This window comes from Aceticella sp. 75b-Ac (assembly GCF_056032965.2).
In genome coordinates this window covers 1740901-1764761 of record NZ_CM190971.1, presented here as the reverse complement: position 1 = coordinate 1764761, position 23861 = coordinate 1740901, and the positions used below count along the sequence as shown (strand labels likewise).

Genomic DNA, 23861 nt, shown 5'->3' with positions numbered 1-23861 from the left:
TCCTTAAACATTAATTATATTTTTTTGACTTTTTTTTATGATAATTTCACATACCTTATCAGCTGAATACATAATCGTCAATTCTGCCATACGTTCACTTATTTTCTCAAGTTTAGTTTTATCATTAATAAGAGTAAATATTTTCTTGTCCAATGTATCTATATCTTTAATCCTTAATGCTATTCTTTTTTTGAGAAGGAATTTAAGATTTCTTTCCTCCTGACCGGGAATTGGATCAAACACAACTATGGGAAGCCTTTTTGTTATTGCTTCGGTTATTGTTAACCCACCGCTTTTAGTTATCAAAATATCCGATGCATCCATAAATTCATGTACATTATCTACATGACCATATACTGATACATTTTTTCCTGTATTTTCTAATAGCGTATTTTTAAGATTATTATTATATCCGCAAATAACCGCTAATTGTAAATCTTCATTCTTCTGCAACACCTTAACTGCTTTTTTTATATTTCCAAGTCCTAATCCCCCTCCCATTATAAGTATAAGGGTTTTATTCAAATCAAAGTTCAGCTTTTTTTTCATTTCTGTTTTGTCATTTTTTTTATAAAAAGCCTCATCAATTGGAATTCCTGTTACATAAATTTTATCCTCTTTAATACCCATTTCCATCATTTGATTTTTCATTTCTTCACTGCCTACAAAATAGCCATCTATATACCAATGTATCCAGTATGCATGAACATCATAATCTGTTAATATTGCATATACTGGTATATCAAGATTTTTTTTCATATGTGACAATATTGAACAAGAAAAGGGATGTGTACATATTATAGCATCTGGTGCATAATCCAGTACATAATCTTTTATAAATTTATATACTGAAATTCCAACTAATTTATTTATTTTCCTTTCAATCTTATCCCTTTCCATCTCATACAAATAACCATATAAATCAGGTGTCAGCTTAATTGTTTTTAAATATATCTGTGCTGTTAAATTCGAAAGACCAGGAAATTTTTCACCAAATGGATTCGCCACAAGAGCCTCAATATTGTCATATTTCTCAAATGCCTTTTTCAAAGCAAGTGCTGTCCTTTTATGACCAGTCCCTATATCCTCATATAAAATCAGTATCTTTTTTTTATTCATTTCCAGTCCCTCTCATTCTCACTATATAAATTATCTCATTGAATTATTAAAATTTAATTAAAATTATATTATAATTGTGTTAAATTTAATTTGATTAATAATTATTCAATTAATATTATACCATTAACAAGATTTTTTGTAACCAATAAATTTTACAAAATAACAATGAAAAAATAAGAAATCTCCCTTGTACAAACAAAGAAGACTTCTTTTAGCAAGTCTACCTTTTTATCAAACTGACTGTTTCAACCTTCATGCCTTAGTAAATATTCTTTAAGCTTCAATCCCCATTTAAAGCCTGTAAGGCTGCCATTTTTTGCTATTACCCTATGACAAGGGATTATAATCGGGATCGGATTTTTATTCAATACACCGCCGACTGCTCTTGAAGCACCCGGCTTACCTATATTTTTTGCGATATCACTATATGTTGCAATCTCACCATAAGGTATTTTTTTTACTTCATTCCATATCATCATCTGAAACTCAGCGGCTTGTATATCAAGTTTTAAATCAAACTCCTTAAGTTGTCCATCAAAATACTGTAATAATTGGCTTTTACATTCATCAATCCGACTATTTTCACCCTTTTTATTAAATATATGGTCATTATTTACTTTCGCAATATCTATATGACATATCCCCTTACTTGATAAGTATATTTTCAATATACCTATAGGTGTTTCAAGATAATCACAAATCATATTTAATCCACATCCTGATAAATATTGCTATTTGGTTTCATTATTATTTATCTTCTTCGTCTTTATTTAAGTCTTTTCCAAAATCAGTTTGTGCTGTTTCATCTTTTACTGGTGATATGCCTGATATCTTATAAATGCTTTTTTCGATTGAAGCAAGCATTTTCATTTTTTTGTTATTTATTATTATATAATAAGTAACAAATACTATTGCTGCTATAGGCGTAGCAAGGGCTGCAAAAAAATTCAAAAAGGTCATAAAATAATAACTGAATGTTGGTGTCATTATGTACACATCCTTTCTTTTTTATTTTAATCCTCCTGTTATATTATGTCACATATAAGATATAAAAACAATATAATTGTTGTTATTTTAGCCATCAATTAAATCTAATTTTAAATTCCTGTCGATTTGTTATAAAATAAAAATAAACATATCTTAGTTTTAGGGGGCAAAACAATGAAACTAAATAAAATAAATAGAAATACTTGTTACATTGATAATTCTACTAATATCGGAGTATATATATTTAAAAATAAAAATTGCCTGTTGATTGATACAGGGATAAATAACGGACAGGCAAGAAAAGCTGATAATATTTTAATCGAAAATAATTTACATCCTAAATATATTATCAATACTCATAATCACCTTGACCACTGTGGGGGAAATATATATTTTCAAAATAATTATAAAGGATGCGAAGTATATACTTCTGAGAAAGAAGGTGTTTTCATGGAAAATCCTGAACTTAGAAATATAATTTTCTTTTCTGCAAATCCAATAAAGGATTTCTGTAATGTAAACAAGGCATCTATTGTAAATCATGTTCTTGATTACAACATGAACAAAATTGGTGATATAAAATTCCAAATAATTCCTTTGCCGGGGCATACCATTGAACAAATAGGTGTAATCACACCTGATAGGGTTTGCTTTCTAAGCGACAGCATATTTAGCGAAAATATCCTTAAGAAATATTCGCTGCCATTTTTATTTGACATAGAAAAAAGTATTGCAACACTAAAAAACTTAAAAGAAATCGATGCAGACTATTTCCTAATAAGCCATATAAAAAAAATACTTAATAAAAAAGAAATTGATGACCTTACAGATAAAAATATTGCGAATATCAATAACAATATAGAAACCCTGCTTGAAATTTTAGAACAGCCTCAAACAAGAGAAGACCTATTGCAAAATATGATATTGTTAAATAATCTTCCTATAAACTTCCCCCAATATTATTTTTATTTATCATCAGTTTCCGCATTTCTAACATATATGAGAGACAAAAACCTTATTAATTACTTTATAGAAAATGGAAAAATATATTTTTATAAAGACCGTTAATGATAATTCGACGGTCTTTATACTTGTAGAATCAACTCGTTATGAATTGCAACTAACCGGTATATCTTTGACATTTTCATTGTTAATGACATTCAAACACTGACTCAAATCATTTAAATCTTTTGGCAATTTATCCCCTTTTATTATCCCCTTTTCTTTCAATATATCATAAACTTTAAGTAATAATGGTTTTTTTAGGTCTGCTTCTTTTAACAAGTCCTCATTGCTAAAAATTTCATTCGGTAAACCATCAGCTAAGACCGTTCCTTTCTTCATAACATAAACATAATCAGCAATTGAATATGCAAGGTCCACATCGTGAGTAGATAAAAGAATAGTCTTTCCTTTTTTATTTAATTCTTCCATAATATTAATAACATGGTCAATATGTTTAGGGTCAAGATATGCTGTTGGCTCATCAAAAATAATAACCTCAGATTCCATTGCAAGAATGTCAGCAATTGATACCCGCTTTTTTTGACCGTAACTTAAAAAATGTGTGGGCTTATCTTTTAAATCCGATGTTCCGGTAGCTTCCATAGCACTTTCTACCCTGTCTATTACAACTTGTCTGGGTAAATTAAGATTCATTGGTCCAAAGGAAATCTCTTGATATACGCTTGCAGAAAAAAGCTGAACATCTGGATTTTGAAAAACAATACCAACACTTTTTCGTAATTTTAATAAAAAAGCATGCTTGTAAATAAGTTCTTCACCATTAAACAAAATCTTGCCTTTTTTAGGTCTTAATATACCATTCAAATGTAAAAACATGGTTGACTTTCCTGCACCGTTAGCTCCAACAACAACTGTTCTTTTTCCTCTTTCAATACCAATCGAGACACCCTTTAATGCATGGGTTCCATCAGAATAGCTAAAATCTATGTTTCTCATTTCAAGAATATTATCCATTATTATACTCTCCCTATCCCTGTTATAGTAATAAAAAGTATTAAACATATTTCAAAAATAATCAAAGCTAAATTTTTCTTTGAAATCATATAATCTTTTTCTATTATATTCAAATCTCCATCATAGCCGCGGGCTTCAAGTGCTACAAACATATCCTCTGAATCTCTCAAAGACTTTATAAACAGGGAGGTAATTAATGCTCCAAGTGATTTATAGCCTGTCTTAACTGAAGAATAACCCATTCTGGAATTTTGTGAAGTATATATTTCATCAGCTGTTTCCATGAGAATAAAAATTATTCTATAAATAAGATACATAAACTCTATAAAAAGAGCTGGTACCTTTATCTTCTTTAAGACTGAGATAACTTCAATCATCGGAGTCGTTAATGACATAAAATAAAGGCAGGAAACTATTGAAAGAGACCTGAAAAACAGGACTGATGCAAGTTTTATGCCCTCCACTGTTATCCCAAGATTTACATTAAAAATATTAATACACATTACACAAGGAGTCCCTTTTTGAACAATATTAATAATTATAGTAAATATTGCTATAAAAAGAAAAGAAAGGGGGATAGACATTAATTTTAGATAAACCTTAGCTGGTATCCCCGCTACTGCTATTACCAAAAAAGCCATTAAAAATATAATTAATAAATCTATATAAATATTGGCTTTGAAACACAAAATCATTGTTGCAATGGCAAAAGCCATTTTTTCACCTGGATGAACATTTATTAAGTTATTCTTATAAGCGAAACTATCAATTAACATTTCCCTTTTTCCTTTTCATTCACACTTTTCTTGCCTTTTGCAAGACCAAGAAAATACCCTAAAAATCCAGCTCCCATCCCCGCTTGTACTGCAAAAAGAAGACTTTCAACTTCTCCGCTCGGCGGTTCCCATATAGGCTTAAACCAAGGCTTATAATTTTTATCAATCTTTTGGATTTCCTCTGTACCTTTATCATCTGAACCTGCAAATTCACCCTTTTGAACTAAAAAAAGAGGAACAGCGGCAATAAATATCACCAATAAAACAAGTGCAATATTTGTTGTGAAAAATTTCTTTTTGTTTTCCATGTTAATCCTCCTTTGAAATGACGGATAGTTCTTTAAGTTCATCTCTGTTGTAAGCTGTCAGCATATTTATAATTATGACGGTTAATATACCTTCACTTATAGCTAAAGGTATCTGTGTAACTGCATATATACTCATGAATTTAGCCCAGGATGCCATAAATCCTCCTGTTGGCGATGGGAAAGCAAAAGATAACTGAAAAGCTGTTGTAACATATGTCATCAAATCTCCTAAGGTAGCTGCCAAAAAAACTGCCAACCACTGAGGCCCTCCTGCCTTTCTTGTTCCCTTGTATATTAAATATGAAACGAATGGTCCTACAATTGCCATCGAAAACGTATTTGCACCAAGTGTTGTTATTCCCCCGTGCGCAAGCAAAAGCGCCTGAAAAATAAGGCAAATCAATCCTAATACAGCAACAGCCGTAGGTCCGAATAAAATTGCTCCAAGACCACACCCTGTTGGATGAGAACAGCTGCCTGTTACAGAAGGAATCTTTAGTGCGGATACAACGAAGATAAAAGCACCGGCAAAAGCTAAAAGCATCTTCATCTTTGGATTTGCCTTAACAAGCTTATTAATAGAAAACAATCCATACAAGACAAAAGGCAGTGACAAAACATCCCAAAATATGCACCATTTAAGCGGCAAAAACCCTTCCATAATATGCATGGCATAAACCACTGATGGTGTAAGTATTAATAAAAATGGTAAAATTGATACTACTTTTTGTTTTTTAAACAAAGCTAAACACTCCTTTTTTATAATATTTAAAGCCCCTTAACTTTTGTTAAGAGGCTTTACAGGGACAAGTTATGTATATATTATGTGAAAATATGATAATTTAACATAAATATATGCTTGAAACTGCAACAGCCTCTATCCATCGTAGAGCAACTGTAGACATAAATAACAGGCAGTTCTTTTGGCTTAGACTCATCGCCACCTTACGCCTTCCCAGCTTTCGCCAGTGACATAATATAAGGCAGCTCCTCATTACAACGGCGGGACCGCGCGGGAATCTCACCCGACTTCTCTATTAAGTTTAATTGATGAATTAAACACCTGTTACCTAAGTTTATTTAAATTCCATATTTAATTTCTTGATTTTATTTTATCACATTTTTTCTTTATGTCAACAAAAATATTTAAAAAATTTTTTGTAATATTTCTTTTAATCTCTTCCTTGTAATAGCTTGACATTATAATTTTAATTTGTGTATAATTTAAATATACAAGAATTTCGCTTTTATCTGTATTAGAAAAATATAATTTCAGGCTTAATAAAAAGGAGAAAATTTTTATCCCTTTTATTACTTAAAAAACATACTAAAATACAGGAAAGCGATAGTTTCTTTATACTTTTTAATTTACTTTATTTTCATCATCAAATTATAAAATTTAAAAAATCTTTGAAGGAGGTTTAAAATTCATGTGTGAATGCTGCAAAGGAAGTAAAGACCCCAAGTTTGTAAAGGTTGACAAATTTTTATCGCAGTTTGAAGGAGAAAAAGGTTCCCTCATTTCGATTCTTCAGCAAACTCAAAAAGAATTTGGTTATCTACCAGAAGACGTAATCTATTACATTGCAAGAAAAATACAAATTCCAGCTAGTACCATTTATGGTGTTGCAACTTTTTATGCACAGTTCCATTTAAAACCGAGAGGAAAATATGTTATCAGGGTTTGTCTTGGAACTGCCTGCCATGTTAGTGGAGCAAATAAGATTTTAGCCGAGTTTGAAAAACAACTTGGAATAAAACCTGGTGAAACAACAGAGGATTTGAAATTCACCTTAGAAACCGTTGGATGCCTCGGTGCATGCGGTTTAGCACCAACTATAATGGTAAATGAAAAAACCTATGGTAAAATGACCCCTGAAAAAGTAAATGAAGTATTACAAAAATATAACGAAATGGAAACAGTTGCTGCTGCACAGTAAAAAATTAAATAATTATTGGAGGTGTAGTTTATGGAAAAGTTCAAATCTGTACAGGATCTGGAAAACCTGAGAAAAAAATTAAAAGATGCTTTAGTATCAAGCAAAGAAAAAATAACAGTTCGTTTATGTGGTGGAACAGGTTGTAGGGCATCAGGCTCTCCAGATGTCCATGATGAACTTGTAAAGATACTAAAAAGAGAAGGTCTTATGGATGTTGATGTAAGCCTTTCCCATGAATGCCTTGAAAGTACAAACAAAGTAGATATTAAAATGACTGGATGTCAAGGATTCTGCGCACAAGGTCCGCTTATGTCAATTGCTCCTATGGATATATTCTATGTTGGAGTAAAACCTGAAGACATGGAAGAAGTTGTTGAAAAAACCATTAAAAAAGGCGAAATAATTGAAAGACTTTTATATCATGACCCAGCTTCAGGCAAAACTTATGTTAAGAGGGATGAAAATCCTTTCTATGCAAAACAAACCCGTGTTGTTTTAAAAGATTGCGGTACTGTTGATCCGGCATCAATATATGATTATCTCGCTGAAGATGGTTATTCTGCTCTTGTTAAGGTTTTAACATCTTTGGATCGTAAAGAGGTAATAGATGAAGTTATAAAATCCGGGCTTAGAGGTCGCGGTGGCGCCGGTTTCCCAACAGGAGAAAAATGGCTGGGTGGTTATAAAAACCCGAGTCCTAAAAAATACATTATATGTAACGGTGATGAAGGCGATCCTGGTGCTTTCATGGACAGAAGTGTCATGGAAGGAGATCCGCACAAAGTAATCGAAGGCATGATGATAGGTGCATATGCCATCGGATGTGATGAAGGATATATTTACGTCCGTGCAGAATATCCTCTGGCTGTTCAAATGTTAAAAAAGGCAATTAAAGACTGCGAAGAACTTGGCTTGCTTGGTGATAATATCCTTGGAACAAATTTCTCCTTTAAGCTTCATGTAAGAGAAGGCGCAGGTGCTTTTGTTTGCGGTGAATCCACAGCTCTTACTTATTCCATAGAAGGAAAACGCGGTATGCCAAGGGTACGTCCGCCAAGAACAAATGAAAAAGGTCTTTGGGATATGCCAACTGTTTTAAACAATGTTGAAACCTTTGCATCTATACCAGCAATACTTTTAAAAGGCGGCGATTGGTTCGCTTCTATTGGTACAGCAAACAGCACAGGAACAAAAACCTTTGCTCTTACAGGTAAGGTAAACAGAACAGGACTCGTTGAAGTACCAATGGGTTTGACATTGCGTGAGTTAATATTTGATATAGGCGGCGGTATCCTTAACAATAAAAAATTTAAAGCTGTACAGATGGGAGGTCCTTCTGGCGGTTGCATACCTGAAAGCCAGTTAGACTTGGCTATTGATTTCGACTCCCTTAAAAAAGCCGGAGCAATAATGGGTTCTGGTGGTGCAGTTGTAGTTGATGAAGATACCTGCATGGTTGACTTCGCAAAGTTCTTTTTGAATTTTATTGTTGAAGAATCCTGCGGAAAATGCATACCCTGCCGTGAGGGTAACAAGAGAATGCTGGAAATCCTCCAGAGAATTACAGAAGGCAAGGGAGAAGAAAAAGATATTGAACTTCTTGAAAACTTAGGGAAAATGATCATAGATTGTTCCCTTTGCGGTCTTGGAAAAACAGCTCCGAATCCAGTATTAAGCACGATAAAACATTTTAGAAATGAATATGAAGCACATATTCTTGACAAGAAATGTCCTGCTAATGCTTGTACAGCCCTCGCTTCATACAAAATCGACCCTGAAAAATGCATTGGTTGCGGCAAGTGCGCAAAGAATTGTCCAGTTGGAGCAATCTCAGGGGAGAAAAAGAAACCGCACGTTATTGACCAGGAAAAATGCATAAGATGCGGCACATGTATGGAAGTTTGTCCAAAAGATGCAATATATAGAGGTTAATAATCTAAGAAAGAAAGGAGTACGATGATAGATGGATATGGTAACATTAACAATAAATGGTAAGCAGGTTCAGGTTGAAAAGGGAACCACTATAAAAAAGGCAGCAGAAAGTATAGGAATTGAAATACCGGGACTTTGCGATGACAATGATTTAAAACCCTTTGGAGCTTGCCGCTTATGTGTTGTTGAAGATAACAGGGGTAATCTTGTAGCATCATGTCATACACCAGTAAAGGAAGGCATGAATATAAAAACCCATAGCCGAAAGGTTATAAATGCAAGGAGGCTTATATTAGAGCTTCTCTTATCAAGTCACAATGCTGACTGCTTTGAATGCGATAAAAGCTTACACTGCAAGCTTCAAAAATATGCTTATGAATTAAATATCAATAATATACGTTTTGATGGAGAAAAAAGAGATTTTCATGTAAATGCTGTTGGTCCGATTATTCAAGATCCAAACAAATGCATACTCTGCGGAAAATGCGTTCGTATGTGCCATGAAGTACAAACAATCGGCGCAATTGATTTTGCAGATAGAGGCTTTGGTGCCTATATAAGTGCACCTTATGAAAAATCCCTCCTTGATTCGGATTGTATATTCTGCGGTCAATGCGTAAGGGTTTGCCCAACCGGTGCTCTTGTAGAAAACTCAGAAATTGATAAGGTTTATGAAGCCCTTAATAATCCAAAAAAACATGTGGTAGTACAGACAGCTCCTGCTACCCGTGTTGCCCTCGGAGAAGAATTCGGCTTGGAACCCGGCGAGATTGTAACAGGAAAAATGGTTGCAGCTTTAAAACAGCTTGGTTTTGAAAAAGTTTTTGATACACAGTTTAGTGCAGACCTTACTATAATGGAAGAGGGTACAGAATTAGTAAAAAGGCTTGAAAAAGGTGAAAACCTTCCACTATTTACTTCTTGCTGCCCATCATGGATACTTGCCGTAGAAAAATTTTATCCGGAGCTTATTCCAAATATATCTACAGCAAGGTCCCCACAGCAGATGTTTGGCTCTGTAGCAAAACATTATTATACAAAAAAAGCCGGCATTGCGCCTGAAGATTTATTTGTAGTATCAATAATGCCCTGCATCTCGAAAAAATTCGAAAGAACAAGACCCGAGTTTGACGACGATGTAGATGCAGTTTTAACAACAAGAGAGCTTTCAAGAATGATAAAAGAAGCAGGCATAGATTTTACTAAACTTGAAGAAGAAAAATATGATTCACCTCTTGGAGAATCTACAGGTGCTGCTACAATATTTGCAGCAACAGGTGGTGTTATGGAAGCAGCACTTAGAACGGCATATTCTCTTCTTACAGGTGAAGAATTAAAGGGTGATGCAGTAGAATTCACTGCTGTTAGAGGTCTTGAGGGAATAAAAGAATCAGCAATTGAAATCAACGGAAAAACTGTAAAAATAGCTGTTGCAAACGGTATTGGCAATGCTAAGAAACTTATAGAGAAGATTAAAAGTGGTGAAGCAAAATATGAATTTGTAGAAGTTATGGCATGCCCCGGCGGTTGTACATGTGGTGGCGGTCAACCATACACCGATGACCCTGAATTCAGACAAAAGAGGATTGAAGGGATATACAAAAATGATAGGAATTCCCTTAAGAGAAAATCCCATGAAAATGAAGAAATCAAAAAGATGTATGAAGAATACTATGAAAAACCTTATAGTGAAAAAGCTCATCATGAACTTCATACACATTATGCATCAAGAAGAATTGAATATTAAGATAAAAACCCGGGAATTTTTCCCGGGTTTTTAATGCAATTTTTAATTGACATATTCAAAAATAACCTTGTTTCTTCCTGTATTTTTTGCTTTGTAAAGTTTTTCATCAGCTCTTTTAATTGCAAAATCAAGATTTTTTTCATTGGGTAAAATTTTTGTGCAACCAACTGAAATGGTAAGTTTTATTGTTTTGTCATCAGAAAGCCTTATCTCCATCTCTTCAATGTTTTTCCTTATCCTCTCGGCAACTGTATAAGCTACATCATCATCCTCGGTCGCTAAAAAAATTAAAAACTCCTCTCCCCCAAATCTTATAATTCTATCAGAAGACCTGATGGTTTTTGCACAAATCTTCGCCGTTTCCTTCAAAACCAAGTCTCCAATATCATGACCATAAGTATCATTGATATTTTTAAAGTGATCTATATCTACCATAAAGACATATTTAAAATATCCCTTTATAAAATCAATGCAGATTTCTAAATATCTCCTATTGTACACCCCTGTTAACGGATCCGCCATTGACCTCTCTTCTAAAAGTGTATCCATATTGCCTATCATTTTATGTAAATCTCCAACAGTAATAAGTTCGTGGTCCTCTGTAAGAATAACAATACTTTCAGCTATAAGCGGAACCATTTCAAGATGATGTGTCGATATAATGATGGTTTTTCCCTCTTTATTTAACTTATTTATTACATCTATAAACCAATATTTGGTTTTGGGGTCCAACTCATTGGTGGGTTCATCAAAAAGTAAAACATCAGGATCCATAACTAAAACAGATGCAATGGCAACCTTCTTTTTCTCGCCTCCGCTTAATGTATATGGGGGTCTGTCCCTTAGGTCATATAGTCCAAGAACCTTTAATGTATTATCAACTCGCCTCTTTATCCACTCCTCATCGCTGTGTAACTGTACAGGTCCAAATGCTACTTCTTCCCATACGGTTGAACAAAAAAGCTGAATATCCGAATCTTGAAATACAAATCCTACTTTTTGTCTAAAGAAACAAGCAAATTTTTCATCCATCATCTTTTTTTCTGTTATATGTTCTCCAAATGCTATAAAATTACCCTGCTCCGGGAAAATTAAACCGTCAAGAATCTTCAAAAGTGTAGATTTGCCTGTTCCGTTAGAACCTAATAAGGCTATCTTGTCACCCTTTCTTACTGTTAGATTTATGCCTTTGAGAATAGGATTTCCCTTATTAAAGGAATAATATACATCTTCTAAACGAAAAATATAATCATTTTCCAAAGAATTTATCCCCCCAAAATATTATTATTATAAATACAGAATTTATAATCCCCCATATAATATCCATTTTTTCTACCTTTTTATATCTGTTTAAAAATTTTGGTTTACCGATATAACCTCTGGAAAGCATCGCCTTATATGCTTCATCAGTTATATAAAGGGTTTTTAAAAGCATATTGCTTAACGTATTATTAAGAACCTTTTTTTTAGTTTCTAAATCCAATTTTCCTATGGTCCTTGACTTTCTGGATAAAAACATGTCCAAAGTTATCTTTAAAAGAAGGTATACATACCGATAAGCCATTTCAATTACCATGACAAAAATCTTTGGGACATACAAAGATTTTAATGAGCTTAAAAGCTCATTCCACCTGCTTGTTGACGTAAAAAGAAAAATAATTGTTATAGATAAAATGGTATGCATTAGAATCCTGAAGGCATCTGTAACTCCTTCAGAAGTAATATAAAAATTCTTTGTTATAAAAAATATTGGAGTGCCTGGAACAACAATATTAAATATGCAGGGAATTAAAACAATCCCAGAAATAAACCCTGCAATCATAAGGACTCTTTTAATTAAAGAAAATGGCGATAGTTTGGATAAATACGCAAGTAAAAGCAAATAAAGATATATAAAAAGAAGAATATGAACATTCCTTATTAGCTGAGATATTACTACGAAAATTATTGCTGATAAAACCTTATACTTGGGAGAAATCTTTTGTAATAATCCATTTTTATCTGCGGTAGCAGATGAAAAAAACATCTGTTTAAATGCAGTATCAATATTTTCAATGGTTTTCTCTATAAAACCTTTGCGTATTATTATCATCCTTTCTCCTCCCTTTAAAACAAAATATTGTGTTACTTATATTAAAATAATAACATTACTTTTGGAAAAAAGCAAGTAATAACAAAAAAATATCTTTATTTATCTTAATTTATTTAAGGAGATTTTTGCGAAGATGCTATTTGAACATATTACTAAAACAATATGTCAATATTATTTTATTTCACTGATTATTTAAAATCAAAATAAATGTTATAATATATTTTGGTGATGGTTTTATGTATACAGATAATATCTTAAAATTAGCTGTTTTTGCAGGAAAAATAATACTTGAAAATGGTGGGGAAACGTACCGAACCGAAGATACGATAACAAGAATGTTAGAAAATAAAGTGGATATTGTCGAAACCTTCGTAACTCCAACAGGTATCTTTGCATCAGTAGAAGTAGATGGTAAAATATTAACAATTGTTCGCAGGGTTAAAAAAAGGATAATAGATTTAAATAAAGTAGCGCTTGTTAATGACTTTTCTCGAAGATTTGCCAAGGAAAAAGGCAATAATATCGATTGTAATAAATACATGAAGGAACTAAATGATATTGACAAAAAGAAAAAATATAATTATTATTTCAGGATAACATCAGCAGGTATTGCTGCAGCTGCATCCGGCATGATGATAGGAAACAAATTACATGATTTTATCCCAACATTTATTACGGCAATACTTTTGCAGGCTCTTGTAGCATATTTTGAAAAACTTAAATTTTCAACCTTTATTATAAATATTCTTGGCGGTTCTTTCGTTTCTGTATTTGCCATTTTATTTTCTCAGATGGGAATAGGTTCTCTTGATGGTATTATAATCGGTTCTATTATGACACTTGTGCCTGGTGTTACTTTAACAAATGCTGTAAGAGATGCTATTTCAGGTGACTTTTTATCAGGTGTTTCCAGAGGTATTGAAGCTGTTGTCGCTGCCATAAGTATAGCCGTAGGTGTTGGTGCACTGCTTAAAATATGGTTTATTCTTGGAGGTATATTATGATATATCAGTTGATTTTTGGTTTTTTATCAACGGTTGGATTTGCTATTTTATTCAATTTACCGAAAGACTCAATAATTATATCAGGTTTATCCGGCGCAATATGCTGGGCAGGATATATAATAATGATGTATATATACCCATCTTCAATTGCTGCAACATTCATAGCTGCAGTTTTTATCGGGATAACCGGCGAGATATTTGCACGTAAAAAGAAAAATCCTTCGACAATCTTTATAATACCCGGAATAATACCTTTAGTCCCAGGTGTGTATTCTTATAAAACAATCCTTGCAATAATTCAAGGGAACTATACACAAGCCTTTGAATTATGCTTACAGACCATCGGTATAGCTCTTGCCATTGCAGCAGGATTAATTTTTGTACTATCCTTTGCACGAATTAAAAAATAGATTAATTCTGCCATACAACCACACTCCAAATTTATTAATTTATTCCTTTTCAGCTTTTATAACTATAAATGACCCTTCGCCAAATCCATATCTTACTGGTTCTTTTTCTGTTATATCCTTGAGTCCTTTAAAAATTGTCTGAGAAAAATTAAAATTTTTAAAACCTGAGTCAGCAAGCAATTCTACAACCTGTCCCGTGGAATAAAATGTCGCATTTTTATAAAACAAGCTTTTATCTTTATGGGCTTCATAAATTTTACCAAGAAAGCTTTCTCTGTCAACAAATCCTAAAAGTAAAGTTCCATTGTCCTGCAATACTCTATAGCACTCTTTAAAAACCTTGTTTATATCATCGACAAAACATATGGTTGTTACCATCAATATCATATCAAAGGAACTATCCTTATATGGGAGCTTTTCAGCAATGCCGTCAATAACATTTAATCCGAGTTTTAAGGCTATTTCTCTCATTTTGGAAGATGGTTCAATGCCATTTTTAATATTTAAGGGTACCGCAAACCTCCCTGTTCCAATCCCTACTTCAAGCCCCTTTTTAAATTCCGGCATAAGAAGTCTTATTGCATCTAATTCAGATTCATATGCAAAGCCGTTTTTCTCAAACCATTCTTCATATTCCATAAAATAATTTTCAAATGCTTCAATTTTAGCCATGGTTTCCCCTCCCTCTATTATACTTTGAGATAATTGTATCACAAAAATTATAATGTTTTTATATATATTATTATATTTTTCTTTTTACAAAAAATAGAGGGCTTTACCCTCTATTTTTATCTAATACTTTTTAAAATATCAAATAATCATTATTAACCGCCATATTTGCAATTATCCTCGAGATAATACTTTCTGAACCCTCATTTAGATTAACACCTTCATTTGTTATACCGTCATAACATCCACCTGTTTCACTATCAATAAGACTTATCTTTTTTGAATTTTCTCCTAAATACCATTTATCACATTTTATAGCTTTTTCCATGTATTTTCTCTCTTTTAAAACATGATATGCTTCAACATACATTAATGCTGTTTCACATGCCTCTATAGGCTGTTCATCAAATTCAGCCGGTTCTTTATTCTTCTTAAACCAGCCTTTGCAACCCACTGGTTTAAAATAATCATTCTTAAAGTATATCCTTTCCAAAAAATTCATACTTTCAACTGCTGCATCCAAAATCTCTTTTCTCTTTATTACACTATATGACTTTATTAATGCCCATGGAATTAACGCATTGCTGTATGTTATCGTATCTTCAAACCATTTCCATTTTTCATCTGCATTTTTATTATATTGCTCCAATAGGTCATTTGAAAGTAAATTAATCATATCCTTTATATCATTTACATTAAAACTGCTAATTTTAGAATTATACAAATAGCATAAACCTATAAGTGTATATGCTTTACTTCTAACGTAACTCAACTTATAAACATTGGGCAGCGCTTTTTTTAATAAATGAATAGCGGAATTTTTAAGCCCTTTTGGTAACGAGATATTCAGAATATATCCCAAAGACCATAAACACCTGCCAAAGCAATCCTCTGAACCGGTTTCCTCTATAAATTTTCTGTTGTAATCCATGAAATTTTTAAACATGCCTTTATCATTTTGAGCATAAAGCAGGAAAGACATGTATTTATATAAAAGCCCCAAAAGTCTATTATCTTTATATGTTTCATATAGCATTGATATGGCAATAAGTGCTCTTGAATTGTCATCTGTCGTATATCCTTTGCTAAGGTCAGGTGTGGCGTACAGTGAATGCTGAAAAATACCTGTATCATCGGTAAGTCTTAAGATATGGTCAACAGATAAATCCTTCTTCCTCATACAGCTTTACCCTTTGTTTCGCAAGAATCCAATACCGCCAAAAATAGCTTTACATACATATGTGCAACATTATCCCACATCATAGACTTGCCGAATTTTTTTATTTCTAATTCCATAAGTCTTTTTTTCTCTGGATTTTCAAGTACATATTCAATACATTTGGCTAAGGAATCAGAATCTTTAAAATCTGCAAATAATCCTCTGCCTTCACTTAAAATTTCTTCAGCATATTTATACGGGGTTGATATAATAAGTTTTCCTAAACCGGCAGCATATGCCATTGTACCGCTAACTGCCTGTTCCTTCCCAGGATATGGTGTCATATATATTTCTGATATGTTAAGATACTCTATTACTTCCTTCTTAGTAAGAAATTTGTTAATAAATTTTACATTATCATCTATACCCAAATTTTTAACAAGTTTTTTAAGTTTATCCCTGTATTCTTCACCGAATTTTTTCTTTAAATTAGGATGTGTTTCACCTAAAATAAGATACAATATATTGTTATACTTCCTTGCGACCTTTGAAACAGCTTCAATGCCGTATTCTATGCCCTTACCCGGATTAATCAGTCCAAATGTGCTTATAATTGTTCTTCCTTTAAGTCCATATTTCTCTTTAAGAATTTCCTTAGGCAATACAGGTATACTTGGTACCCCATGTGGAATAACTTCAATTTTATCCTTGTTTATTTCATACACATTTTTAAGCAATGGTATAACATTTTTAGCCATTACCACGATTTTATCACTTTTCTTACCGAGTTCTTTTAAAATAAAAAGCTGCTTTTCACTGGGATTTGAAAGAACGGTATGAAATACCGTTATGAATGGAATATTCAGCTTATCTATAAGGTCTATGATATATTCTCCATCCTCCCCGCCATATATTCCATATTCATGCTCTATTACCAAGAGGTCAATATCTGATTTATTTAATTTTTCTGCAAGTTTAATATAACAATCTCTATTATATTGCTTTAATCCATATTTAACATCCTCATCATATTCATAATCACCATTGTCTATTGCAATTATTATAGGAGGATTAATAAGCTTAATCTTTTTAATCTCATTTACAAGGTCTTGTGTAAATGTAGCAATTCCGCATTCTCTCGGCGGATATGTGCTTAAAAATGCTATTTTTTTACCTATTGATTTCTCGCCCACTATTAAAACCCCCTTTATCTAACTAATTAAAACGGTATCAAGAACTTCGGTATCCCTTTTTACAATACATTTTGATGTAATAACGGCATTGCAAAGTTTAACAGATTCATTTATTCTAACATTATCCCATATTACACTGGACTTAATCATACTTTTGTAACCAATATATGATTCATTACCTATTACTGCATATGGTCCAATTTTTGCATAAGCATCTATAAAAACATTATTGCCTATGTATGCAGGTTCAAAAATTCTTGCGGTTGGATGTATTTTTACGCCCTTTTCAATAATAATGCCTTTTTTATCTAATAAAATTTCCCCTTTGTTTTTACATAAGATTCTGCACTTTCCCGTCAGTATATCTTCATGAACCTTCTTATATTTATTTAGCGTGCCTATATCTATCCAATATCCATGAAATTTATATGCCGCCAAATTATATCCTTTTTTAAGTAAGGACGGATATGTTTCTTTTTCTATTGATACTACACTATTTGCCGGTATTTCCTTCAATACCTCAGGTTCAAATATATATACACCCGCATTGATAAACTTAGAAGAAGTTTCACCGATTTTTGGTTTTTCCTTAAAGGCTGTTACAAATCCACTGTCATTAAATTCAATAACTCCATATTGGGAAGGGTCTTGAACTTCGGTCATTGCAATAGTAACATGAGCTTTCTTTTCTTTGTGGTATCTTATAAGTTCGGCATAATCTATGTCACTGACAATATCGGAATTTAAAATAATAAACGTATCATCAAAAAATTCTTCAGCATTTTTAATTGCTCCACCTGTACCAAGAGGAATATCCTCTGTGATATAATTTATTTTTACACCAAGTTCTGCTCCATCTTTTAAAAAATCTTTTATATGCTTTGATTTATAGCAGGTACTTAAAACAACCTCATCAACCCCACAATTTTTAAGATTTAATATGGTTCTTTCCAAAAGGGGTTTCCCCATAATAAGAACCATTGGTTTAGGTAAATTATTTGTAATAGGTCTTAATCTTGTGCCTTTGCCTCCAGCTAATAATAAGGCTTTCATAAGCATTCCTCCTCTACAATTGTTTTTTATAAAAAATATATTAAGTTTTATTGTTTTGTTAAATAACTTAATTTTAATGTAAAATGAATTTAAAAATGTAATTATAAATTTTTATTTTGTATGTTTATATGTGATTTAAAATGTTATTATATGATTAGCACTTTAAATGTTTGGCTGCTATTATTTTCATTATACTTAATAATATTACTTATGTCAAGTATAATATTACCAAAATTTATCTTAATAAGTAAAAAGACCTTTACTTAAAGGTCTTTTTACTCAAATTTAATATCCTTCATATCAAGTGCAGCAACACCGATTACCGTATCAGCACCCCCATAATAAACGTATATTATCCCGTCTTTAATCGCATTACCACAGCTAAATACTACATTTGGAGTATATCCATTGATTTCCCACTCCAGTTCCGGTTCCAAAATAGGTTCTTTCTGCCTCGCAATTACCTTGCTTGGGTCATTAAAATCTAATAAAGCAGCTCCTAACCTATATACATGATTATCGTCTGCACCATGATATATCAAAAACCATCCTTCTTTTGTTGCAATTGGAGGACCTGCAATACCTACTCTTATACTTTCCCATGACCCTTCAATTGGTTTAATAATTCTTTTATGCCCATACCAGTTCTTCAAATCATCAGAAAAAGCAATCCATATATCCGGATGCCTCCTGTGAAACATAACATATTTCCCATTTATTTTCTGCGGGAATAATGCTGCATCCTTATTAGGTTCATTTAGTACAATGCCATGTCTTTTCCAATCAATCAGATTTTTTGATGTGGCTAAACATATTCTGTAATCCTCATCATATCTACCGCCAAAGCCTACATACATCATATAATAAATATCATCAATTTTAACAATTCTCGGGTCTTCACATCCTCTTAACTCTTGTTCTACATCATTGCTTAATATAGGTTGTAAACGCCTTGTAAAATTTATCCCATCCTTAGATACCGCATATCCAAGCCTTGAAATGTAATTTCCATATCTTTTATTGGGTCCTATGTCTGTTGCTCTATAAATTAAATGAAATAAATTATTGTCATATATGGCTGCACAGTTAAATACAGCCGCACTTTGCCAATTAATTTCTTTCAATGGTGTCAAAACAGGTTTATTTATTAATCGCTTTAATTTAATCATTGATATTATGCCCCTTTTATAAGATATTAGGAATAATAGATGAAAGAACTAATACTACCGTAAGTACGATCAAGATAACTATTGTACTCCATGCAATTCCATTATTAACAGGTTTATTTATATAATCCCCCATTATATCTTTATTGTTTACAAGCATTATCATTGATATAAGCACCACCGGCAGCAATATTCCATTTATCACCTGTGTCCATATGGTTATAGCAATAAGTGGCGCATTTGGTATCAAAATAATAGCAACGGCTATAGCCATTATTGTAGTAAAAAGGAAATAAAATTGTGGAGCTTCTTCCAATTTTTTATCAACCCCTGCTTCAAATCCAAAGGCTTCACAAATATAAAATGCAGTAGCTATAGGTAAAATTGCAGCCGAAAAAACAGAAGCTATAAAAAGTCCAAATGCAAAAACCTTTGAAGCAAGAGCGCCAGCCAATGGCTTCAATGCCATTGCAGCATCTTTTGCATCATTAATTTTAATATGATTTACATGAAGAGTTGCAGCACTTGCAACTATTATAAAAAACGCAACCACAATTGTTGCAATACATCCTATGATAACATCCCATATTGTATATTTATAATCTTCTAATTTTATTCCCTTTTCTATAACTGAGGATTGCATATAAAACTGCATCCATGGTGCTATGGTGGTACCTATTATACCTATTGTCACACTTAAATAATCCGTATTAAATTCAAGCGTCGGTTTTATTATCGCCGTTCCAACCTGAGACCAATCAGGTTTTGAAAGAATTGCAGATACTACATATGATAGAAGGAACAAACTAAATATCAAAAATACTTTTTCTGCAAACTTATATGTCCCTTTAACAATAAGAAGCCATACTGCAATAGCAACAAGTGGAACAGCCAAATACTTACTTATACCAAAAACCTGCATACTCCCTGCAACACCGGCAAATTCTGTCGCTGTATTTCCGATATCGGCAGTAAAGAGTCCTAAGAAAATAAAAAATGTTATTTTCACACCAAAATTTTTTCTAATAAGGTCAGCAAGACCTTTACCTGTAACAATACCCATTCTGGCGTTCATCTCCTGAATAACAAGAAGAACTATGAAAGATGGTATTAATGTCCACAAAATTTTATATCCATAGGTTGCTCCTGCAACTGAATATGTCGTTATACCTCCGGCATCATTATCAACACTTCCTGTAATTATACCGGGTCCCATTAATGCTAAAAATAATAGCATATTTTTAAAAAATGTTTTTTTATTTCCACTCATTAAATTACACCTCCCAGTTAAGCTTTTAATCTTCTGTTTTTCAAAAGCTCGTATATAATATCAGTGATTATTACTGTCCCTCTTAAAACCATATTATTATCCACTACCGGAACTGCCATTAAATTATATTTTGTTTCAATTTTAATTAGGGATTCAATTGAATCCATGTCTTTTACATATATGGGTTTATTATCCATTATTTCTGATAGTTTTGTGTCAGGCTCGGAAATAACAAGGTCTCTAAGAGAAACCACACCTGTAAGTTTATCTTTTGAATCAACAACATACAAATAATATATTACATCAGATTCGGGCTTTAACTCCCTAAGTCTATTAATAGTCTGTTCAACTGTATCACTTTCTTTAAAGTCAATAAAGTCTGTCGTCATAAGACTACCAACCGTATTATCCGGATATTCCATAAGCTCCCTGACCTCTGATGATACATTTCTTTCCATTTTATTAAGCAATTCTTCTACCATGTCTTTATTAAGGTCATCAAGAACATCTGCCACTTCATCAGCCGGCATTTCCTCTAATATGTCAGCTACTTTTTGTTTCGAAAGTGTCTTCAATATATTAATTTGAGATTCTTTTTCAAGTTCTTCAAGGACATCTGCGGCTCTTGCATCATCGAGGCTGGAGAAGATTGCTATTCCAGTCTTTGAATCAATATTTTCAATTATATCGGCAAGGTCTGAGGGTCGAAGGGTAGATAATTTTTCATATGTTGTAGAAAGCATAATATTCTCATTAGACTGTATTAATGCGGCGATATCTCTCCACAATATTAGTTTGCTGCTTATATTTATATTAAATATTTTAAGGAATTTTTTTAGCGGTTTCGCAATAGCAAGCCTTCTTAATATACCTTCAATTCCGATATCAACAGCTATTACAAGCAACTCATTATCAGTTTGTGTAAGCCTTATGTCATTAACCCTAACTACCTTTCTGCCATTTATATCAATTATTTGCTTATCAAGTATATTTTTAACAAGAAAATATATGTTTTTATCTGGTTCAACATATTCTATTTTTTTAACATTTAACTGATATTGACCACTTATCTTTCTAACATTAAAACTCTTCCAGCTAAGATATTTGATTCCTTTGTTCGTTTTTATTTTTGCGATAACAATATTTGGTATATTAGAGTTGATATCTATTCCTACATCCAGCAATCTACCAATTGATTTGTTATCACAAAATACCTTGTTATTTAGTATTCTGCTTAAATAAAAATTTGTTCTAACTTTAATACTCATTAATTTTTCCTCCTTTTAAGGGAGAGACCGGTAAAATGACAGACTCCTCCCCCATATTTTTTTGTTTTAAATGAGAATTTATTCGCTCATAATAAGGACCAGAATCCATCATTACCACCTGCCTTTATTTAAATTTTTAAGCCTTCTACATAAAGTAAAAGGCTCAAAACTCAACACTTTCGTTGGGATTTAGCACTATACGGCATAGGACATACCAGCTGCATTAGATTAAACCTTAGAACGGCAAAATCTGTTAACCCATTGGCATCTCTCGATGTTTCCGGGCATCAGCATATATCCGTATAGGAGCCTCACTTAACGATTTTATATTCTTTTTTGCATTAAAATTATAACATAGCTTTTTTCCTTTTACAATAAAATTTCACAATTTTTCATATAATAAATCTATTTTATTAATATTGTTTTATGACCGTTATATCTCATAGTTCTTACTTTCTATTCATCTCTGAATTTATCAATACTGACAAATTTAGTAAACTGCCCCATCCATAAGAGTTCTACTGTACCTGTAGGTCCATTCCTATGTTTTGCTATGATTAATTCTGCAATATTTTTCTTTTCTGAATCTTTATTATAATAATCATCTCTATATAAAAACATAACAATATCTGCATCCTGTTCTATTGCTCCAGATTCTCTTATATCACTTAAAACCGGTCTGTGATCCGACCTTGCCTCTGGTGCTCGTGAAAGCTGTGATAAGGTAACTATGGGTACCTGAAGTTCCCTTGCAAGTCCTTTAAGGGACCTTGAAATCTCCGATACCTCTTGCTGTCGGCTTTCCGGATTTCCTTTGCCCTGCATTAGTTGTAGATAATCAATAAGCACCATTCCAAGATTCTTTTCAAGTTTCAGCCGTCTACATTTTGCTCTAATATCCATTACGGAGATACCCGGGGTATCATCTATGTAAATAGGTGCGGTTGAAAGGGGAGCCATTGCCGCCGCCAATTTAGGCCAGTCATCATCATCAAGGTTTCCTGTACGAAGTTTCTGACTGTCGATGTTTGCTGTTGAGCATATCATCCTGTTAACAAGCTGCTCCTTTGACATCTCAAGACTAAATATGGCAACAGGCAAATTCGTAAATAATGCGGCATTCTGTGCTATATTTAAAGCAAAAGATGTTTTCCCCATGGAAGGTCTTGCAGCAACTAAAATAAAATCAGAAGGCTGAAAACCTGATGTTTTTAAGTCCAGGTCTGGAAAACCCGATGGGATACCCGTTAAATGCCCTTTGTTTTTATATAACTTCTCTATATTGTAAAATGTATTCATTAAGACATCTTTAATCGGCACAAAATTGCTTGTATTCCTACCCTGTGCAATATCAAATATCTTCTGTTCTGCTATATCAAGAACATTGCGAACATCATCCTCTTGATATCCCATTTCCATTATTTCTGATGATGCCTTGATAAGCCTTCTTAATATAGCCTTTTCCCGCACAAGAGAAGCATAATGGGAAACATTTGCTGTTGATATTACACTGGAGGATAAATTGGTTATATATTCGATACCGCCAACAGCTTCTAATAAGTTCTGCCTTCTAAGTTCATCAACAATCGTAATAAGGTCAACGGGTATGTTTTTTTCAAACATATCCATTATTATCTCAAAAAGTTTTTTATTCGATTCTTTATAAAAATCTTCTCCCTTTAATACCTCCGATGCATCAATAATTGCATCTCTGGATAAAAGCATAGAACCCAATATAGACTGTTCGGCTTCAATATTTTGAGGAGGAATTTTATTCCACTTCATTTC

General features: G+C 32.7%; 23 protein-coding genes and 2 riboswitches. Of the genes, 6 read left to right on the top strand and 17 right to left on the bottom strand.

What is annotated here, in order from left to right:
• Positions 1-3: 3 nt before the first annotated feature.
• The 3 genes from AC0LWJ_RS09045 to AC0LWJ_RS09035 all read right to left on the bottom strand — a co-directional run bounded on the left by AC0LWJ_RS09045 (position 4) and on the right by AC0LWJ_RS09035 (position 2106).
• Positions 4-1119 carry an MGDG synthase family glycosyltransferase gene (locus tag AC0LWJ_RS09045; RefSeq protein ID WP_474237795.1) on the bottom strand — a complete coding sequence of 372 codons (1116 nt, stop codon included), beginning with the start codon at positions 1117-1119 and terminating at the stop codon, positions 4-6.
• 245 nt (positions 1120-1364) lie between these two features.
• The gene (locus AC0LWJ_RS09040) at positions 1365-1823 is read right to left on the bottom strand and encodes a methylated-DNA--[protein]-cysteine S-methyltransferase (RefSeq protein WP_474237793.1); all 459 of its coding nucleotides are present in this window, start codon (positions 1821-1823) and stop codon (positions 1365-1367) included.
• A gap of 43 nt (positions 1824-1866) precedes the next feature.
• The gene (locus AC0LWJ_RS09035) at positions 1867-2106 is read right to left on the bottom strand and encodes a hypothetical protein (protein WP_474237791.1); all 240 of its coding nucleotides are present in this window, start codon (positions 2104-2106) and stop codon (positions 1867-1869) included.
• Between the two features lie 174 nt (positions 2107-2280).
• On the opposite strand from AC0LWJ_RS09035, the gene AC0LWJ_RS09030 reads away from it, so the two are divergent.
• Complete coding sequence (locus AC0LWJ_RS09030) at positions 2281-3174, top strand: MBL fold metallo-hydrolase (RefSeq protein ID WP_474237789.1); 894 nt, start codon at positions 2281-2283, stop codon at positions 3172-3174.
• Positions 3175-3213: 39 nt separating this feature from the next.
• Here the strand turns inward: AC0LWJ_RS09030 and AC0LWJ_RS09025 are convergent, their stop codons facing one another.
• From AC0LWJ_RS09025 to AC0LWJ_RS09010, 4 genes are read right to left on the bottom strand one after another with little or no spacing between them, the layout of a single operon-like run.
• Positions 3214-4086 carry an energy-coupling factor ABC transporter ATP-binding protein gene (locus tag AC0LWJ_RS09025; protein ID WP_474237788.1) on the bottom strand — a complete coding sequence of 291 codons (873 nt, stop codon included), beginning with the start codon at positions 4084-4086 and terminating at the stop codon, positions 3214-3216.
• Positions 4087-4088: 2 nt separating this feature from the next.
• The gene (cbiQ, locus tag AC0LWJ_RS09020) at positions 4089-4862 is read right to left on the bottom strand and encodes a cobalt ECF transporter T component CbiQ (RefSeq protein WP_474237786.1); all 774 of its coding nucleotides are present in this window, start codon (positions 4860-4862) and stop codon (positions 4089-4091) included.
• A complete protein-coding gene (locus tag AC0LWJ_RS09015; RefSeq protein WP_474237784.1) occupies positions 4856-5170 on the bottom strand; it encodes an energy-coupling factor ABC transporter substrate-binding protein in 315 nt (104 codons plus the stop codon). The genes cbiQ (AC0LWJ_RS09020) and AC0LWJ_RS09015 overlap by 7 nt, the downstream gene beginning before the upstream one ends.
• Before the next feature lies 1 nt (position 5171).
• The gene (locus AC0LWJ_RS09010) at positions 5172-5840 is read right to left on the bottom strand and encodes an energy-coupling factor ABC transporter permease (RefSeq protein WP_474237826.1); all 669 of its coding nucleotides are present in this window, start codon (positions 5838-5840) and stop codon (positions 5172-5174) included.
• A 226-nt stretch (positions 5841-6066) separates the two neighbouring features.
• Positions 6067-6252, bottom strand: a riboswitch (cobalamin riboswitch).
• 348 nt (positions 6253-6600) lie between these two features.
• Between AC0LWJ_RS09010 and nuoE the strand changes: the two genes are divergently transcribed.
• Genes nuoE through AC0LWJ_RS08995 form a run of 3 tightly spaced genes read left to right on the top strand, consistent with a single transcriptional unit; the run spans position 6601 to position 10789 of the window.
• Positions 6601-7110 (top strand): NADH-quinone oxidoreductase subunit NuoE, encoded by a 510-nt coding sequence (gene nuoE, locus AC0LWJ_RS09005; RefSeq protein ID WP_474237782.1) that lies wholly within the window; start codon positions 6601-6603, stop codon positions 7108-7110.
• Between the two features lie 30 nt (positions 7111-7140).
• Positions 7141-9042, top strand: a complete 1902-nt coding sequence (locus AC0LWJ_RS09000; RefSeq protein ID WP_474237780.1) for an NADH-ubiquinone oxidoreductase-F iron-sulfur binding region domain-containing protein — start codon at positions 7141-7143, stop codon at positions 9040-9042.
• 31 nt (positions 9043-9073) lie between these two features.
• Complete coding sequence (locus AC0LWJ_RS08995; RefSeq protein ID WP_474237778.1) at positions 9074-10789, top strand: NADH-dependent [FeFe] hydrogenase, group A6; 1716 nt, start codon at positions 9074-9076, stop codon at positions 10787-10789.
• Positions 10790-10831: 42 nt separating this feature from the next.
• On the opposite strand, the gene AC0LWJ_RS08990 is transcribed toward AC0LWJ_RS08995, so the two are convergent.
• Together AC0LWJ_RS08990 and cbiQ (AC0LWJ_RS08985) are read right to left on the bottom strand one after the other, a co-directional pair.
• Positions 10832-12049, bottom strand: coding sequence for a diguanylate cyclase (locus AC0LWJ_RS08990; RefSeq protein WP_474237776.1), 1218 nt, complete (start codon positions 12047-12049; stop codon positions 10832-10834).
• Positions 12039-12881: a cobalt ECF transporter T component CbiQ gene (gene cbiQ, locus AC0LWJ_RS08985; protein WP_474237774.1), complete on the bottom strand. Its 843-nt coding sequence runs from the start codon at positions 12879-12881 to the stop codon at positions 12039-12041. Before cbiQ (AC0LWJ_RS08985) ends, AC0LWJ_RS08990 begins: the two co-directional genes overlap by 11 nt.
• 236 nt (positions 12882-13117) lie before the next feature.
• On the opposite strand from cbiQ (AC0LWJ_RS08985), the gene AC0LWJ_RS08980 reads away from it, so the two are divergent.
• A complete protein-coding gene (locus AC0LWJ_RS08980) occupies positions 13118-13885 on the top strand; it encodes a threonine/serine exporter family protein (protein ID WP_284680029.1) in 768 nt (255 codons plus the stop codon).
• On the top strand, positions 13882-14295 hold the full coding sequence (locus tag AC0LWJ_RS08975; protein WP_474237772.1) for a threonine/serine exporter family protein: 414 nt from the start codon (positions 13882-13884) through the stop codon (positions 14293-14295). The genes AC0LWJ_RS08980 and AC0LWJ_RS08975 overlap by 4 nt, the downstream gene beginning before the upstream one ends.
• A 39-nt stretch (positions 14296-14334) precedes the next feature.
• Here the strand turns inward: AC0LWJ_RS08975 and AC0LWJ_RS08970 are convergent, their stop codons facing one another.
• The 8 genes from AC0LWJ_RS08970 to dnaB all read right to left on the bottom strand — a co-directional run bounded on the left by AC0LWJ_RS08970 (position 14335) and on the right by dnaB (position 23858).
• Positions 14335-14967, bottom strand: coding sequence for a class I SAM-dependent methyltransferase (locus AC0LWJ_RS08970; RefSeq protein ID WP_474237770.1), 633 nt, complete (start codon positions 14965-14967; stop codon positions 14335-14337).
• A 130-nt stretch (positions 14968-15097) separates the two neighbouring features.
• Positions 15098-16144 (bottom strand): glycoside hydrolase family protein, encoded by a 1047-nt coding sequence (locus tag AC0LWJ_RS08965; RefSeq protein WP_474237768.1) that lies wholly within the window; start codon positions 16142-16144, stop codon positions 15098-15100.
• Entirely contained in the window at positions 16141-17316 is a 1176-nt protein-coding gene (locus AC0LWJ_RS08960; RefSeq protein WP_474237766.1) for a glycosyltransferase family 4 protein, read from the bottom strand. The genes AC0LWJ_RS08965 and AC0LWJ_RS08960 overlap by 4 nt, the downstream gene beginning before the upstream one ends.
• A gap of 18 nt (positions 17317-17334) precedes the next feature.
• Positions 17335-18369 carry a nucleotidyltransferase family protein gene (locus AC0LWJ_RS08955; protein ID WP_474237764.1) on the bottom strand — a complete coding sequence of 345 codons (1035 nt, stop codon included), beginning with the start codon at positions 18367-18369 and terminating at the stop codon, positions 17335-17337.
• Between the two features lie 275 nt (positions 18370-18644).
• Positions 18645-19538, bottom strand: a complete 894-nt coding sequence (locus AC0LWJ_RS08950; protein WP_474237762.1) for a 1,2-beta-oligomannan phosphorylase — start codon at positions 19536-19538, stop codon at positions 18645-18647.
• Between the two features lie 16 nt (positions 19539-19554).
• Complete coding sequence (locus AC0LWJ_RS08945) at positions 19555-20805, bottom strand: Nramp family divalent metal transporter (protein ID WP_474237760.1); 1251 nt, start codon at positions 20803-20805, stop codon at positions 19555-19557.
• Between the two features lie 17 nt (positions 20806-20822).
• Positions 20823-22073 carry a magnesium transporter gene (locus tag AC0LWJ_RS08940; RefSeq protein ID WP_474237758.1) on the bottom strand — a complete coding sequence of 417 codons (1251 nt, stop codon included), beginning with the start codon at positions 22071-22073 and terminating at the stop codon, positions 20823-20825.
• A gap of 167 nt (positions 22074-22240) precedes the next feature.
• Positions 22241-22403, bottom strand: a riboswitch (M-box (ykoK) riboswitch).
• A 126-nt stretch (positions 22404-22529) separates the two neighbouring features.
• Positions 22530-23858: a replicative DNA helicase gene (gene dnaB / locus AC0LWJ_RS08935; RefSeq protein WP_474237756.1), complete on the bottom strand. Its 1329-nt coding sequence runs from the start codon at positions 23856-23858 to the stop codon at positions 22530-22532.
• Between the last annotated feature and the right edge of the window lie 3 nt (positions 23859-23861).

Bases quoted from the DNA above. Each gene is read 5' to 3' on its own strand.
- AC0LWJ_RS09030 (WP_474237789.1), top strand. From the start codon at position 2,281: ATGAAACTAAATAAAATAAATAGAAATACTTGTTACATTGATAATTCT.
- AC0LWJ_RS08955 (WP_474237764.1), bottom strand. From the start codon at position 18,369: ATGAAAGCCTTATTATTAGCTGGAGGCAAAGGCACAAGATTAAGACCT.
- AC0LWJ_RS09000 (WP_474237780.1), top strand. From the start codon at position 7,141: ATGGAAAAGTTCAAATCTGTACAGGATCTGGAAAACCTGAGAAAAAAA.
- AC0LWJ_RS08975 (WP_474237772.1), top strand. From the start codon at position 13,882: ATGATATATCAGTTGATTTTTGGTTTTTTATCAACGGTTGGATTTGCT.
- AC0LWJ_RS09015 (WP_474237784.1), bottom strand. From the start codon at position 5,170: ATGGAAAACAAAAAGAAATTTTTCACAACAAATATTGCACTTGTTTTA.
- AC0LWJ_RS08970 (WP_474237770.1), bottom strand. From the start codon at position 14,967: ATGGCTAAAATTGAAGCATTTGAAAATTATTTTATGGAATATGAAGAA.
- AC0LWJ_RS09025 (WP_474237788.1), bottom strand. From the start codon at position 4,086: ATGGATAATATTCTTGAAATGAGAAACATAGATTTTAGCTATTCTGAT.
- AC0LWJ_RS08950 (WP_474237762.1), bottom strand. From the start codon at position 19,538: ATGATTAAATTAAAGCGATTAATAAATAAACCTGTTTTGACACCATTG.
- AC0LWJ_RS09040 (WP_474237793.1), bottom strand. From the start codon at position 1,823: ATGATTTGTGATTATCTTGAAACACCTATAGGTATATTGAAAATATAC.
- AC0LWJ_RS09045 (WP_474237795.1), bottom strand. From the start codon at position 1,119: ATGAATAAAAAAAAGATACTGATTTTATATGAGGATATAGGGACTGGT.
- AC0LWJ_RS09035 (WP_474237791.1), bottom strand. From the start codon at position 2,106: ATGACACCAACATTCAGTTATTATTTTATGACCTTTTTGAATTTTTTT.
- AC0LWJ_RS08945 (WP_474237760.1), bottom strand. From the start codon at position 20,805: ATGAGTGGAAATAAAAAAACATTTTTTAAAAATATGCTATTATTTTTA.
- AC0LWJ_RS08980 (WP_284680029.1), top strand. From the start codon at position 13,118: ATGTATACAGATAATATCTTAAAATTAGCTGTTTTTGCAGGAAAAATA.
- AC0LWJ_RS08940 (WP_474237758.1), bottom strand. From the start codon at position 22,073: ATGAGTATTAAAGTTAGAACAAATTTTTATTTAAGCAGAATACTAAAT.
- dnaB (WP_474237756.1), bottom strand. From the start codon at position 23,858: ATGAAGTGGAATAAAATTCCTCCTCAAAATATTGAAGCCGAACAGTCT.
- cbiQ (WP_474237786.1), bottom strand. From the start codon at position 4,862: ATGTTAATTGATAGTTTCGCTTATAAGAATAACTTAATAAATGTTCAT.
- AC0LWJ_RS09010 (WP_474237826.1), bottom strand. From the start codon at position 5,840: ATGCATATTATGGAAGGGTTTTTGCCGCTTAAATGGTGCATATTTTGG.
- AC0LWJ_RS08995 (WP_474237778.1), top strand. From the start codon at position 9,074: ATGGATATGGTAACATTAACAATAAATGGTAAGCAGGTTCAGGTTGAA.
- AC0LWJ_RS08965 (WP_474237768.1), bottom strand. From the start codon at position 16,144: ATGAGGAAGAAGGATTTATCTGTTGACCATATCTTAAGACTTACCGAT.
- nuoE (WP_474237782.1), top strand. From the start codon at position 6,601: ATGTGTGAATGCTGCAAAGGAAGTAAAGACCCCAAGTTTGTAAAGGTT.
- cbiQ (WP_474237774.1), bottom strand. From the start codon at position 12,881: ATGATAATAATACGCAAAGGTTTTATAGAGAAAACCATTGAAAATATT.